The sequence below is a fragment of the Propionispira raffinosivorans DSM 20765 genome, from assembly GCF_000381065.1.
Taxonomy (GTDB): Bacteria; Bacillota; Negativicutes; order Selenomonadales; family Selenomonadaceae; genus Propionispira; species Propionispira raffinosivorans.
Genome location: NZ_KB905887.1, coordinates 1 through 12,632, shown reverse-complemented (window position 1 = coordinate 12,632; position 12,632 = coordinate 1). Strand labels below are relative to the sequence as shown.

General features: G+C 38.0%; 16 protein-coding genes. All 16 read left to right on the top strand.

Annotated features, from left to right (window positions below):
- Positions 1–129 precede the first annotated feature (129 nt).
- Positions 130–633, top strand: a complete 504-nt coding sequence (atpF, locus tag F606_RS0119980; protein ID WP_019551795.1) for a F0F1 ATP synthase subunit B — start codon at positions 130–132, stop codon at positions 631–633.
- On the top strand, positions 627–1,166 hold the full coding sequence (locus tag F606_RS0119975) for a F0F1 ATP synthase subunit delta (protein ID WP_019551796.1): 540 nt from the start codon (positions 627–629) through the stop codon (positions 1,164–1,166). Before atpF ends, F606_RS0119975 begins: the two co-directional genes overlap by 7 nt.
- A gap of 26 nt (positions 1,167–1,192) precedes the next feature.
- Entirely contained in the window at positions 1,193–2,710 is a 1,518-nt protein-coding gene (gene atpA, locus F606_RS0119970; RefSeq protein ID WP_019551797.1) for a F0F1 ATP synthase subunit alpha, read from the top strand.
- Positions 2,711–2,730: 20 nt separating this feature from the next.
- A complete protein-coding gene (gene atpG / locus F606_RS0119965) occupies positions 2,731–3,588 on the top strand; it encodes an ATP synthase F1 subunit gamma (RefSeq protein WP_019551798.1) in 858 nt (285 codons plus the stop codon).
- Positions 3,589–3,603: 15 nt separating this feature from the next.
- Positions 3,604–5,016: a F0F1 ATP synthase subunit beta gene (gene atpD / locus F606_RS0119960; protein ID WP_019551799.1), complete on the top strand. Its 1,413-nt coding sequence runs from the start codon at positions 3,604–3,606 to the stop codon at positions 5,014–5,016.
- A 3-nt stretch (positions 5,017–5,019) separates the two neighbouring features.
- On the top strand, positions 5,020–5,448 hold the full coding sequence (gene atpC, locus F606_RS0119955) for an ATP synthase F1 subunit epsilon (RefSeq protein ID WP_019555640.1): 429 nt from the start codon (positions 5,020–5,022) through the stop codon (positions 5,446–5,448).
- A 59-nt stretch (positions 5,449–5,507) separates the two neighbouring features.
- Positions 5,508–5,735, top strand: a complete 228-nt coding sequence (locus tag F606_RS0119950) for a Rossmann-fold NAD(P)-binding domain-containing protein (RefSeq protein WP_019555639.1) — start codon at positions 5,508–5,510, stop codon at positions 5,733–5,735.
- A gap of 20 nt (positions 5,736–5,755) precedes the next feature.
- Positions 5,756–5,848, top strand: coding sequence for an AMP-binding protein (locus F606_RS24085; protein WP_407635990.1), 93 nt, complete (start codon positions 5,756–5,758; stop codon positions 5,846–5,848).
- On the top strand, positions 5,839–6,174 hold the full coding sequence (locus F606_RS21835) for an AMP-binding protein (protein WP_033368747.1): 336 nt from the start codon (positions 5,839–5,841) through the stop codon (positions 6,172–6,174). Before F606_RS24085 ends, F606_RS21835 begins: the two co-directional genes overlap by 10 nt.
- A gap of 384 nt (positions 6,175–6,558) precedes the next feature.
- On the top strand, positions 6,559–6,852 hold the full coding sequence (locus F606_RS0119940; RefSeq protein ID WP_019555637.1) for a DUF6788 family protein: 294 nt from the start codon (positions 6,559–6,561) through the stop codon (positions 6,850–6,852).
- Between the two features lie 135 nt (positions 6,853–6,987).
- Entirely contained in the window at positions 6,988–7,797 is an 810-nt protein-coding gene (locus tag F606_RS0119935; RefSeq protein WP_211210119.1) for a Fic family protein, read from the top strand.
- A gap of 264 nt (positions 7,798–8,061) precedes the next feature.
- A complete protein-coding gene (locus tag F606_RS0119930; RefSeq protein WP_019555635.1) occupies positions 8,062–8,775 on the top strand; it encodes a CTP synthase C-terminal region-related (seleno)protein in 714 nt (237 codons plus the stop codon).
- Positions 8,776–8,889: 114 nt separating this feature from the next.
- The gene (locus F606_RS0119925; RefSeq protein WP_019555634.1) at positions 8,890–9,618 is read left to right on the top strand and encodes an SDR family NAD(P)-dependent oxidoreductase; all 729 of its coding nucleotides are present in this window, start codon (positions 8,890–8,892) and stop codon (positions 9,616–9,618) included.
- A 60-nt stretch (positions 9,619–9,678) separates the two neighbouring features.
- Positions 9,679–10,212 (top strand): metallophosphoesterase, encoded by a 534-nt coding sequence (locus tag F606_RS22510; RefSeq protein ID WP_019555633.1) that lies wholly within the window; start codon positions 9,679–9,681, stop codon positions 10,210–10,212.
- A gap of 578 nt (positions 10,213–10,790) precedes the next feature.
- Positions 10,791–11,450, top strand: a complete 660-nt coding sequence (locus F606_RS0119915) for a hypothetical protein (RefSeq protein ID WP_019555632.1) — start codon at positions 10,791–10,793, stop codon at positions 11,448–11,450.
- Positions 11,451–11,782: 332 nt separating this feature from the next.
- Positions 11,783–12,632 (top strand): transposase (locus F606_RS0119905; RefSeq protein WP_026329519.1); only part of this gene is annotated, 850 nt, incomplete at its 3' end.

Sequence of the window (12,632 nt, the reverse complement as noted above, 5' to 3'; positions counted from 1 at the left end):
GTTATCGCCATCGTTCTGTTATATGCAAATCCATTAATCAAATAATGAATTGTCATAGACTTTTTATGTGAGGGCGACAGCATAAGAATGCCGTCGCCCACTTTATACGTGAGATAAGGAGGCAGCAGAATGGTTGACATTAATATGACTTTGGTTGCACAGATTTTTAACTTTTTAATTTTGGCAGCAATTTTAACAAAATTTGCTTATAAACCTTTGATGAAAGTTTTAAAAGAGCGTGAAGATCAAATTGCGAAAAGCATTGAATCCGCAGAAGCAGATGAGCTTAAAGCACAGGAACTTCTGAAGGAATACCATGATCAGCTTGCAACCGCTAGAATACAAGCACAAGAAATCGTAGATAAGGCGATTAAAAGAGCGCAAGAAGAGCGCGAAGCACATATCAATGAAACAAAACGTGAGATCGATCAAATGCGCAAAGCCGCTCAGGCAGAAATCGTTCACGAACGTGAGCGGGCCGTAGCCCAGTTAAAAGGCGAAGTTGTCGCTTTATCAATGGCTGCAGCAACAAAAATTATTGGCAGCAATATTGATACAGAAGCTAATGATCGCTTGATTGGTGAATTCATCGATAAACTAGACAAAGACAAAATGGGTGGTTTGCCATGTTAAACATGCAGTTGGCAAATAAATATGCGAAGGCAATTTTTGAAGTAGCACAAGATGATGGTAAAATCGATGAATATGGCACTGATCTAAAAACAGTTGCCAGCGAAATTGATGCACATAAAGAATTAGCCTCATTTTTAGTGAACCCTCAAATTCAGCCAAATGCAAAAAAAGATCTTTGCGCTAAACTGTTTAAGGAAGAACTGTCTGTATCAGTTTATAATTTTTTGATGCTGCTCATCGACAAACGTCGTGAAGTTTTATTACAAGAAATTGTCAGAGAATATCAAACTCTGTCAAATGCTGCTCAAAATATCATTCATGCAGAAGTTACGGTAGCATCTGCTTTAAATGAAAAGCAGCAAGCAAAACTGATTGAAAAATTGGAAGAATCTACAGGGAAAAAAGTTGTGGTTCGGACAAAAATAGATCAGAGCATTATCGGCGGTGTAGTTGTAAAAATCGGTGATAGACTTATCGATGGCAGCATAATACGCCAGATGCAATCATTACAAAAACAATTAATGGCAAATTAACTTGTAGATTGGGGTGACAGAGTAGTATGAAAATGAATCCAGAAGAAATAACAGCCATTATCAAGGAACAGATCAAAAACTATGATGTGGATCTGAATGTTGATGATGTAGGAACTGTTATCGAAATTGGTGATGGTATTGCTCACATCCATGGTTTAGAAAAAGCTATGGCGGGAGAATTACTTGACTTTGGTAACGATATTTATGGTTTAGTATTAAACCTTGAACAAGATAACGTCGGCGCCGTTATTCTCGGTGGCGATGTACTTATTAAAGAAGGCGACACGGTTAAAAGAACTGGCCGTATCATGCAGGTACCTGTTGGTGAAGCAATGATCGGACGTGTGGTGGATGCTTTGGGTCGTCCAATTGACGGCAAAGGGCCTATTGAATCGACAGAAAATCGTCCGATTGAATATCCGGCTCCTGGTATCGCTGATAGAAAATCAGTACATGAACCATTGCAAACAGGGATTAAAGCAATTGATGCTTTGGTGCCAATTGGTCGTGGACAACGTGAACTTATCATTGGTGACCGTGGTACTGGTAAAACAGCAATTGCGATTGACACAATTTTAAATCAAAAAGGACAGGATTGCTTCTGCGTTTATGTAGCAATTGGTCAGAAAGCATCGACAATTGCTCGTGTGGTAAAAACATTAGAAGATCAGGGCGCTATGGCATATTCAGTTGTTGTTGTTGCAACGGCTGCAGATAGTGCACCACTTCAGTATTTGGCTCCTTATGCCGGTGTGGCAATTGCGGAATATTTCATGTACAAAGGCCAGCATGGTCTATGCGTATATGATGACCTTTCGAAACATGCGGCAGCTTATCGTGCCATGAGCTTATTGCTTCGTAGACCACCAGGTCGTGAAGCATACCCTGGGGACGTATTTTATTTACATTCTCGTCTTTTGGAACGTGCGGCAAAGTTATCAGATGAACTTGGTGCAGGTTCCATTACGGCACTGCCAATTATCGAAACTTTGGCAGGCGATCTTTCCGGATATATTCCGACAAATGTTATTTCAATTACAGATGGTCAGATCATGCTTGAAACAGAAATGTTTTATTCTGGGATTAGACCGGCTATCAATGTAGGTCTTTCGGTATCACGTGTTGGTGGTAGTGCTCAGATTAAAGCGATGAAACAAGTTTCCGGGCGTATGCGTCTTGACCTTGCTCAATATCGTGAACTTGCTGCTTTTTCGCAGTTTGGTTCGGATCTTGATAAAGCTACCAAAGATCAGCTCGATCGTGGTGCACGTATGGTAGAAACGTTGAAACAGGCACAGTATTCACCACTTTTAGTACAAGATCAGGTACTGATTATTTATACCGCAGTAAGAGGGTTTTTAGCGGATATTCCAGTAGATCAGGTAGTGCGCTTCCATCAGGGCTTCCTCAAATTCATGAATAGCACGCATGCTGAAATTGGTGCAAAAATTATTGAACAGAAAAAACTCGACGATGCCCTTGAAGAACAGATCAACAAGGCAATTGGTGAATTTAAGGAAACATTTTCTTATAAGAAAGCATAATGCAGCGAGGTGATTTTTAATTGGCTAGTTTACAAGACATACGCCGTCGTATAAAAAGCGTAAAAAGTATCCAGCAAATCACAAAAGCCATGAAAATGGTAGCTGCAGCTCGCTTGCGCCGGGCACAGGAATCGGCAGTGGCCAATAAGCCATACGCTGATAAAATGCGTCAGGTTATTGCCGATGTAGCGGCAAATGCAGGCGGCGAATTCAGCCATCCGCTGCTCGAAGTGCGTCAAGATGGAAAAAAACTCTATCTCGTGCTTGCCTCGGATAAAGGTCTTGCTGGTGCTTATGCCAGTAATGTTTTTAAAGAAGCAGCAGCGCATATTTCAAACAAATCCGAAGTGGATTTAGTCACGGTCGGCAGAAAAACGAGAGATCATTTCGTCAACCGCCATTACAGTATCGTGAGTCAATATACCGGTATCAGCGAACGCCCTACGTATGATAATGCGCGCGAAATCGCTTCGGATCTCATCAAAAAATTCACAGCAGGTGAATGTGATGAAATCTATATGGTATATACAAAATTCATCTCGGCAATCACCTCCATTCCGACAACGATTAAATTATTGCCGTTTGACGATCTTGGAGATGGTGAAAAGGATGCATCAAGTGGAGAATATATTTATGAACCATCCGCTGGTGAAGTGCTAGGATTCTTATTACCACAATACTTGGTAACAACAATATATGCGGCGTTACTCCAAGCTTCCGCAAGTGAGCTAAGTTCCCGTATGACTGCGATGAGCAATGCAACGGACAACGCCGAAGAACTCATTGACAAATTAGACTTGCATTATAATAAAGTGCGTCAGGCAAACATTACCCGCGAGATCACAGAAATCGTGGGTGGTGCGGAAGCCTTGAAGTAAGGAGGTTTTCTTATAGTGGCTAATGGTAAAGTAGTACAGGTCATTGGACCTGTCGTAGATATTGAATTTCCAGCGGATTCACTACCAGCAATTTTAAATGCGATCACCATTCAGGGGGTCGCAGGTGAAGTGAAGATTGATTTGACAGTTGAAGTTATGCAGCATTTGGGTGATTGTGTCACTCGTTGTATCGCAATGAGTTCTACCGATGGTTTGACTCGTGGAATGGAAGCAGTCGATACGAAATCTCCAATTAAAGTACCTGTTGGGAATGAAACCCTTGGTCGAGTATTTAATGTACTTGGTAAAACGGTTGATCATAATCCAGCGCCGGTTGGCAATAAAGAATTTTGGTCAATTCATCGTTCTGCACCAAAATTCGACGAACAGGAAACTTCAACACAGATTCTCGAAACGGGGATTAAGGTTGTCGATCTTATTGCACCGTATTCCCGTGGTGGTAAAATCGGTTTGTTCGGTGGTGCTGGTGTTGGTAAAACAGTTCTGATTATGGAATTGATTCATAACATTGCAACACAGCATGGTGGATACTCCGTATTTGCTGGTGTAGGTGAACGTACGCGTGAAGGTAATGATTTGTGGTCAGAAATGACAGAATCCGGCGTTATTGATAAGACAGCACTTGTTTATGGACAGATGAATGAACCACCAGGTGCTCGTATGCGTGTAGCATTAACAGGTCTTACGATGGCAGAATATTTCCGTGACGTACAAGGTCAGGATGTACTTTTGTTTATTGATAATATTTTCCGTTTTATTCAAGCTGGGTCTGAAGTATCTGCATTGCTCGGTCGTATGCCGTCTGCAGTTGGGTATCAGCCTACACTGGCAACCGATGTTGGTGCGCTTGAAGAACGTATTACATCAACGAAAAAAGGGTCTATTACTTCGGTACAGGCCGTATATGTACCGGCTGATGATTTGACAGATCCCGCTCCAGCTGCAACATTTGCCCATTTGGATGCAACGACAGTACTTTCTCGTCAAATTGCCGAATTAGGTATTTATCCAGCAGTGGATCCACTGGATTCTACTTCTCGTATTCTTGACCCTCATGTTATTGGTGAAGATCATTATGAAGTAGCTCGTGGTGTACAGGCAGTCCTTCAGAAATACAAAGAATTGCAGGATATTATTGCGATTTTGGGTATGGAAGAATTATCAGATGATGATAAACTCGTTGTTGCCAGAGCGCGTAAAATTCAAAGATTTTTAAGCCAGCCGTTTTTCGTAGCGGAAGTATTTACTGGTTCACCAGGGAAATATGTTCCACTGAAAGAAACGATTCGCGGGTTTAAAGAAATTTTAGAAGGTAAACATGACGATATTCCAGAAGCCGCTTTCTATATGGCTGGTACTATTGATGAGGTTATAGAAGCAGATCGCAAAATGAAAAAGGGGGAATAATTCATGGCTACAATAAAGCTGGAAATTGTTTCTCCAACAAAAGTTGTTTATACAACCGATGTTAATATGCTTATTGTCCGTAGTACGGGTGGTGAACTTGGCATTTTACCGCATCATGCTCCGCTTATTACTGGATTGATTCCTCATGCTATGAGGGCTAAGACAGATGCTGGTGAGCAGCTTATTGCTGTGAGCGGCGGTTTTATGGAAGTGCAGCCAGATAAGATTACGATCTTAGCATCGGCGGCTGAACTGCCAATCAATATTGATATCAATCGTGCGCAAAAAGCATATGCCAGGGCGCAGGAACGATTGGAAGCATTTAAAACCAGTGCTGAAAAAAGCAAAGATATCGATTCAATTCGTGCCCAGGCTGCTTTTGATCGTGCCAAAGCACGTCTTAAAGCAACGAAAACGGATATTGAAAGATAAAATTTATTTATCGATATGTAGATAATAATTTTAAACGAATACTGGTAGGAGATAAAAATATGCGCTATATTGTTACTGGAATAAATGGACAATTAGGCGGTAAAATAGCAGAGAACATGCTTCAGTATGTATCTGGAAAACAGTTGATTTTTACGTGTTCCAATTTAAGTCGTTTGCCAAAAGAAAAAGTAGATAATTGGACAAAGCAAGGTGTTAGCATTAGAGAGGCAAATTATGACAAAAAAGAACAAATGATAGAAGCCTTCAGAGGTGGCAATCGTCCTTAAATCAGAATGATGTTGTTAATATGCAGTATACTTCAGGCACCACTGGCTTTTCCAAAAGGGTTATGCTCACACACTACAACTTGATTGGCGAGCGCTGCCTAATGTGGAAGTGAAAATCATTCATCCAGATACTGGAATAGAAAACCATCGGGGTGTTCAAGGCGAACTGTGTTCGCGGGGTTACAATATAATGAAAGGCTATTATAAGATGCCTTCTACCACCGCTAAAGTCATTGATCATGATGGCTGGCTGCATACTGGGGATTTGGCTGTTATGGATGATAATGGCTATTGTAAGATTATGGGGCGATTGAAAGATACAATCATTTGCGGCGGTGAAAATATCTATCCGCGCGAAATCGAAGAATTTCTTTATACTCACCCCAAAATAAAAGATGTGCAGGTAAGCTTACTGCCGGGGAAAGATTTCCCATTATAAAATCCCAAAATACATAGAAATGGTTGCAACTTACCCAACTACAGCCAGTGGAAAAATTCAGAAATATAAGTTGTGTGAACTGGCTTTAAAATGGGGGGATTTCATAAAACGACAGAAGCCTAGTGTGGTATCTATTATGTTTCGGTTTTGAGGAATTTTGATTAATGACTTGAAGGGCACTGTTATAACAATAAAATATTTTTACTAGGCTTTAACAGAAGTTTTGGCAAATTAAAAATCTGATGCACTTTAATATTGCACCAGATTTTTTTATTTAATTAGATTTAACCTGAATATATTGAAAAAATAACGAATGTAGGTTAAAATATATTTAACCTACATTTTTCTGTAAAAAATATATATAGGTTAAAAGCGGTGAATAGTATGGTCTATATTGAAGGAATATTAGCAGATGAAAAAGCACGTCTCTTAGAGAAAAAACAAGATTATGAATCTAAAATGAAGTTATTACCTAGAGGCTCTATTGTGCATAAAAAAATAGGTGGAAAATCTTATCCATACCTTATGTTTAGAGAGAATATGAAAGTCAAGACGGTTTATATTAAAAATATTGATTTTGATAGTATAAGTAAACAAATTGAAGATCGGCGCCGTATGGAAAAAGCGCTCAAGAATATAAAAGAAAATTTAAAAGTGATTGCAAAGGTTATCAAATGAATGACATAGAGCAACGAAAAAGCATCGGATGATATGATACAATAAAAAGACAGTATGGTGGGGATTTGTCATATTAACGATGGCTAGTGAAATTGATTTTTTGATTGAACCTAGAAATAGACGGCAAAGAAAGGCGTGACTGTAAATATGACGGACTATAGCGAAATTCAAAAGTTATGGAAATCATATGATATTACCACTCCGGAAAAACTAGACAAATATTTATCTAATTTCAGAATTCTTTTTGCATATAATTCCGGGAAAATAGAAAATGATCACATTACATTTAATGATACAAAAGAGATTTTTGAAAACAATAAAGTCCTTAACTATACAGGAGATGCACGTACCCTGTTTGAACAGCAAAATCAAAAGCTTTGTTATGAATTTTTAAAATCAAAAATTGTAAATAAGGAACCATTAACGATAGATCTGATAAAAGAAATTCATCGAATTTTAACAGGTGGCACATATGATGAACGACGCTACATTGAAAATGGAGAACGACCTGGTGAATTTAAAAAACATGATTATGTTGTTGGCGAAGCCGAAGTTGGAGCCAGACCAGATGAAGTATCCTCTCAATTAGAAGATATGTTACAAGAAATTAATGCATATAGTGGTAATAATCATTTAACTACGGCTGCCTATCTTCACGTAAATTTCGAATATATTCATCCCTTTGCAGATGGAAATGGACGTGTCGGTAGAACTATTTTAAATTATTATCTGATGATGCATGACGAACCCCCGCTTATTGTATTTGATGAAGAAAAAAACCTGTACTATGATGCATTGAAAGCGTTTGATTTAGCGGAAAACATTGTACCATTAAAGAAATTTTTAGAAATGGAAACAATCCGTACATGGAGCAAAACATTGGAACGTATACAGGTAGGAACAAAGCAGCGCAAGATGCATCTCTATGATAATTTAGGCCGTTAGGAGTTGAGATACCGGGGCTGGTTCAGGCATTCTTTCTGCGGCATTGCTCGATCGTTTAAATGAGAGCCAAATAAAAACTGTTACGAAAAAGAAAAGAGCATCGGATTTGCGCAATGCCATTAGGTTAAGAATATTTGGGTATTCGAATTATTGGGTTGAAATTGATTTAACATAAGTTGCTGCCATGTTAGAACTAGCATTCGTAACATGCGAGAAAGTGTTATACTATCAGAAATGGTGATATTTATTTAAGGAGAAATAAATGTGGATGATTTTGTTAAAATTGGAATAATTGGAGATTTTGATTTAGAACGTCAATCTCATAAGGCGACAAACGAAGCATTAAATCACTGTGCGAATTATTTAGGAATTAAAATAAAAATACAATGGTTAACTACTGAGTCATTGGAAAGAAATATCGATCATATTAGCGGCTTTGATGGATTTTGGTGCGCACCTGGTGTATATAAGAGTGAAAAGGGTGCATTAAATGCAATTCAATTTGCAAGAAAAAATAATTATCCATTTATTGGGACATGCGCAGGTTTTCAATATACAGTCATTGAGTATGCACGGAATAAATTAGGATTAAATGATGTACAACATGCGGAATATAACCCAGATGCTTCGGATTTAATTATAACTCCGCTATCATGCTCTTTGATTGGAGAAACACGTAAGGTTTTTGTAAATAAAAATTCGATGATTTACAAGTATTATAACAAAACAGAGATTGAGGAACGTTTTAGCTGTACCTTTGGACTCAATCCTAAATATCGACAATGGATGGGTGAAAGTGGTTTTAAAATAGTCGGCACAGATGAGCAAAATGAAGTAAGAATACTTGAATTATCCCAAAATAAATTTTATATAGCTACATTATTTCAGCCTCAACTCAGCTCATTACCTACAAATCCTCATAAGCTTATTTTAGCATATTTAACTTGTTCGAAAGAATTCCATTTAAAGCGTTATTGACGTACTAGAAAATATTGTGAACAGCGAGGCTCATCAGAGGGGCGTTTTCAACAGGCGGTTACATAAACGCCACTGATAAAGTAGTCGAAATCGTGAAAACAAAGGAGCGATATTATGATAAACAAAGTATTAATTTCCGGTGCGAATAAAGGAATTGGTTTTGAAACTGCCCGTCAATTAGGTCAACAAGGTTGGTCGATCTTATTGGGAGCACGTAGTGAGGAACGTGGCTTAGCAGCCGTGGCGGAGCTTAAAGCTAGTGGCGTCAATGCGGAATGGATCAAAGTAGATTTGAATGATGTGTCAACTATTCATGCTGCGGCGAAATATATTAAAGCCAATCATGCTGACTTGAATGTTTTGATTAATAACGCTGGTATTCCCGGTGACATGCATAAGGGTGCTTTAGATTTCACTACCGTTGAATTACGGGAAGTTTTTGATGTGAATTTCTTTGGGAACTTTGAAATGATTAAAGCCTTTACACCTATAGTAGCGGCTAATAATGGGCGCATCTTGAATTTGAGCATTCCAACAGTTGCCAGTGATTTCTTTGCACCTTTCGCTTATATGACCAGTAAAGCATCATTAAACTCAATGATTGCGGCTTTTGGTGCGTACTATACAAAAAATAATATCTCAGTTGAAATATTTGGTGTGATGCCAGGCGGGATTACGACTGACTTGAACGGGAATATGACAGGATTATTCATGAAGACTCTTCCGCAAGGTGGCAAGATCATTGTTGACCTTTTAACGGATGGAAAGCATCACCAAGGCCAGGTATTGAACGAATATGGCGTGGCTATGGATTATGAAGCGAATTACTCACTAAAAGCGTAAAATCCATATTAAGCCTGCAAAATAACGGGCGTATTATGAATAGATAACGAGGTGCTGACAATGGCAACTTACATCACAGGTGATATTCACGGTGAGCCACGAGAACGGTTTGCCGAACCTTTTGCCAACCTAACGGCTGATGATATTGTTATCGTTTGCGGAGATTTTGGCCTGCCGTGGTGGTCTGCTAAATACGGCAAGTCTTGGGGTGACAAAAAACGGTTGAATTGGCTTGCGAAACAGCCCTATACAACCGTTTTTGTCGATGGAAATCACGAAAATTTTCATTTGCTAAACAATTTACCAATAAAAATATGGAATGGCGGGCACGTTATGGCATCAGAAATATTATTAGATGGTTGGATTAAAGATGTAAAAAAACGGACTAGTGGAATATTATCCATGAGGCCTAAGCGCCCTTTTCGAACCGTTGATTCACGATCTCCAGAAGAATCTGATGCATTAGCGTATGCTGTGATGCTAAATTGGAATAATGCACTTGAAAGTGGGGCATTAAAAGAGGAACCGGATGGAAGTTATAGGATATGTACCAAAAAAAAATGTCTTAAAAAATATGCTCATAAATCAAGTTGATAGTTATAAAGTGGAAAATTTTTGAGCTATACAGTCCAAGCTTTATAGGCTTAAGTAATTTGGAGCTCTCTGGTTAAGAGCAAAGAACTTTGGAAAAAAGCTCAGAAAGATACTGAAATAAAAAATTTATTAGCACCAGAAATTGAACGTTGATTAGGTTCGGACTGGTGCTTTTCTTATGAATAAAAAAGGTTAGACGGATAGACCTAAAGCGTGACAGCTTTAACGTGTCGTTTTTGCTATTTGAATAACCAACTAAATTTGAAAAATTCAATACAATTAAGGGTATTAGAACCTTTCCTGTTGGCCCCTGCAATACAACTACCAGAAGTGTTATATAAAAAGGTGGTTTGGAAAATAGAGTATTTATGTTTATAAGAAGCTTTATTCTAAAATATTTCACAACTTTTAGAAAATTCGGTAAGTATCAGTGTATTCCGCTGGTAGTTGATGCATGAGATTTTCTGATAACGCTAATTAATGAAGGAATTTACATAAAAAATATGGAAATAATGGTTTTGAGAAGATTTTTTCATTATCAAACGATAATGTTACATAAAAACCGAGGGGATAATGCTATGGAAAAACAGGAATGGTTCTTTAGGTTCTGTATTGGTTATTTAGTGTGGATGTCTTTAGGGTTATTAGTGACAGGACAAAATGCTTATGCACAAAGTCCACCTCCAGAAATATTTAATATTGAACATAGGTGGCCAGCAGATATTGATAGTCCATTTGGGAAATATACTACAACGCGAATCAAGCAATATTTATCAGAGTTTCCCAAAGAAGCCGCAGAATATGGTGTAATTGAACCCGGTGACGAGGTTGAGTTAGTGACGACGGTTCTCTATACGTATCCAGTGAGATATCCAGTTTATATTAGAGCGATGGAGCCGAATTTATATCGAGACTTATCTAGGATGAATGGAAATAAACTGCTTCCACAGAAAGGGGATTATATTTACCTTTTGGCTTATACTGGAGAAGGGCTTTATTTAGCTTGGTATGAAAATCAAGTTTTATATGTACCAGGAGATGGTATTCAAGGCCTGGCTGTTTCTTATAGAGGTGGGAAGGGATACAACAATTGGGGAGATTACGAAGCTATAGCTGCACCTGAAAACGATTTTTGGATTTGTGTAAAAACTAATGAAGATAAGGCAGGGTGGCTCAAATATACCAATTATAATGATTGGCAGGGGAGATATAAAAGCAGCATTTTCTATACAAAATAAGGGGGGCACCATGGAGACGTGTCTTTTTTTGTCAATAAAAGCGATACTATAAGGAAAAGAGTCCGGTCTGATGGGGAGCCGGGTTGGCTTCACAATCGGAACTGAAATGCAAAAAAAGCACTGGATGGAATCGAAACGACACAATCCAAAAACACAGTCGGCTCTGTACAGGGATATAACGAATCAGCTTTCAGAATTTCAGGATAGTAGATTTATTATAATATTGAAAAAGCTAACAAAATAGACACGTCAGACTGTGCGAAAACAATGAGGTGCTAGTATCGTTGTAATGGTATAATTGAATTATAAAATTTCATGCTTTGAGGTGAATTATGGAACGATATATTTCTAATAACACAAATAGAAACCAAATAAGTCTTATACCTATGTCACTTGATGAAATGATAAGTGAAGATAATATTGTACGTGTATTAGATGCCTTTGTTGGTAGTTTAAATTTAAATGAGTTTGGATTTAAATATGCAACTACAAAAGCGACAGGTCGTAAACCATATAATCCTGCCGATATGCTTAAGCTGTATCTTTATGGATATTTCAATGGTATAAGAACTTCCCGAAAATTGGAATCTGAGTGTAAAAGAAATATAGAATTGATGTGGCTGATTCAAGAGTTAAAGCCCGATTATCGCACTATTGCCGACTTTAGAAAGAATAATATATCTTTACTCAAAAATATTTTTAAACACTTTTCTTTCTTATGCAATGATCTCGGTCTCTTGGGTAAAGAAATCGTCGCTATAGACGGTAGCAAATTTCGCGCCAATAACGCTCGCAAGAAAAATTTGACCAAAGGTAAAATTGAAAAAATGTTAGCACATTTTGAACAAGCCGCTCAACGTTATTTGGAACTATTAGAAAATAATGATGAAAACGATACCAGTAGTACCAGTAGTACCATTAGCTATAATAAGGAAGAAATACAAGAAAAATTAGCTAATGCAACCCAGCGTATTCATGATTTGGTTGAAATCAAACAACAGATTTTAAAAAATGGAGAAGTATCTTTGACAGATAAAGATGCACGACTTATGAGTGCTAATAATATGGGATTTGATGTGGCATATAATATGCAAACTGCTGTTGATGAGAAAAATCACATAATCATTGCTGCAGATGTTATCAATAATCCGGCTGATCAAGGGCAACTTTATGCAATGGCAA

Coding starts and splice junctions, on each gene's coding strand:
- F606_RS0119915 (WP_019555632.1), top strand. CDS start 10,791: ATGGAAAAACAGGAATGGTTCTTTAGGTTCTGTATTGGTTATTTAGTG.
- F606_RS0119925 (WP_019555634.1), top strand. CDS start 8,890: ATGATAAACAAAGTATTAATTTCCGGTGCGAATAAAGGAATTGGTTTT.
- F606_RS24085 (WP_407635990.1), top strand. CDS start 5,756: ATGCAGTATACTTCAGGCACCACTGGCTTTTCCAAAAGGGTTATGCTC.
- atpC (WP_019555640.1), top strand. CDS start 5,020: ATGGCTACAATAAAGCTGGAAATTGTTTCTCCAACAAAAGTTGTTTAT.
- F606_RS0119975 (WP_019551796.1), top strand. CDS start 627: ATGTTAAACATGCAGTTGGCAAATAAATATGCGAAGGCAATTTTTGAA.
- atpF (WP_019551795.1), top strand. CDS start 130: ATGGTTGACATTAATATGACTTTGGTTGCACAGATTTTTAACTTTTTA.
- atpA (WP_019551797.1), top strand. CDS start 1,193: ATGAAAATGAATCCAGAAGAAATAACAGCCATTATCAAGGAACAGATC.
- F606_RS0119940 (WP_019555637.1), top strand. CDS start 6,559: ATGGTCTATATTGAAGGAATATTAGCAGATGAAAAAGCACGTCTCTTA.
- F606_RS22510 (WP_019555633.1), top strand. CDS start 9,679: ATGGCAACTTACATCACAGGTGATATTCACGGTGAGCCACGAGAACGG.
- F606_RS0119950 (WP_019555639.1), top strand. CDS start 5,508: ATGCGCTATATTGTTACTGGAATAAATGGACAATTAGGCGGTAAAATA.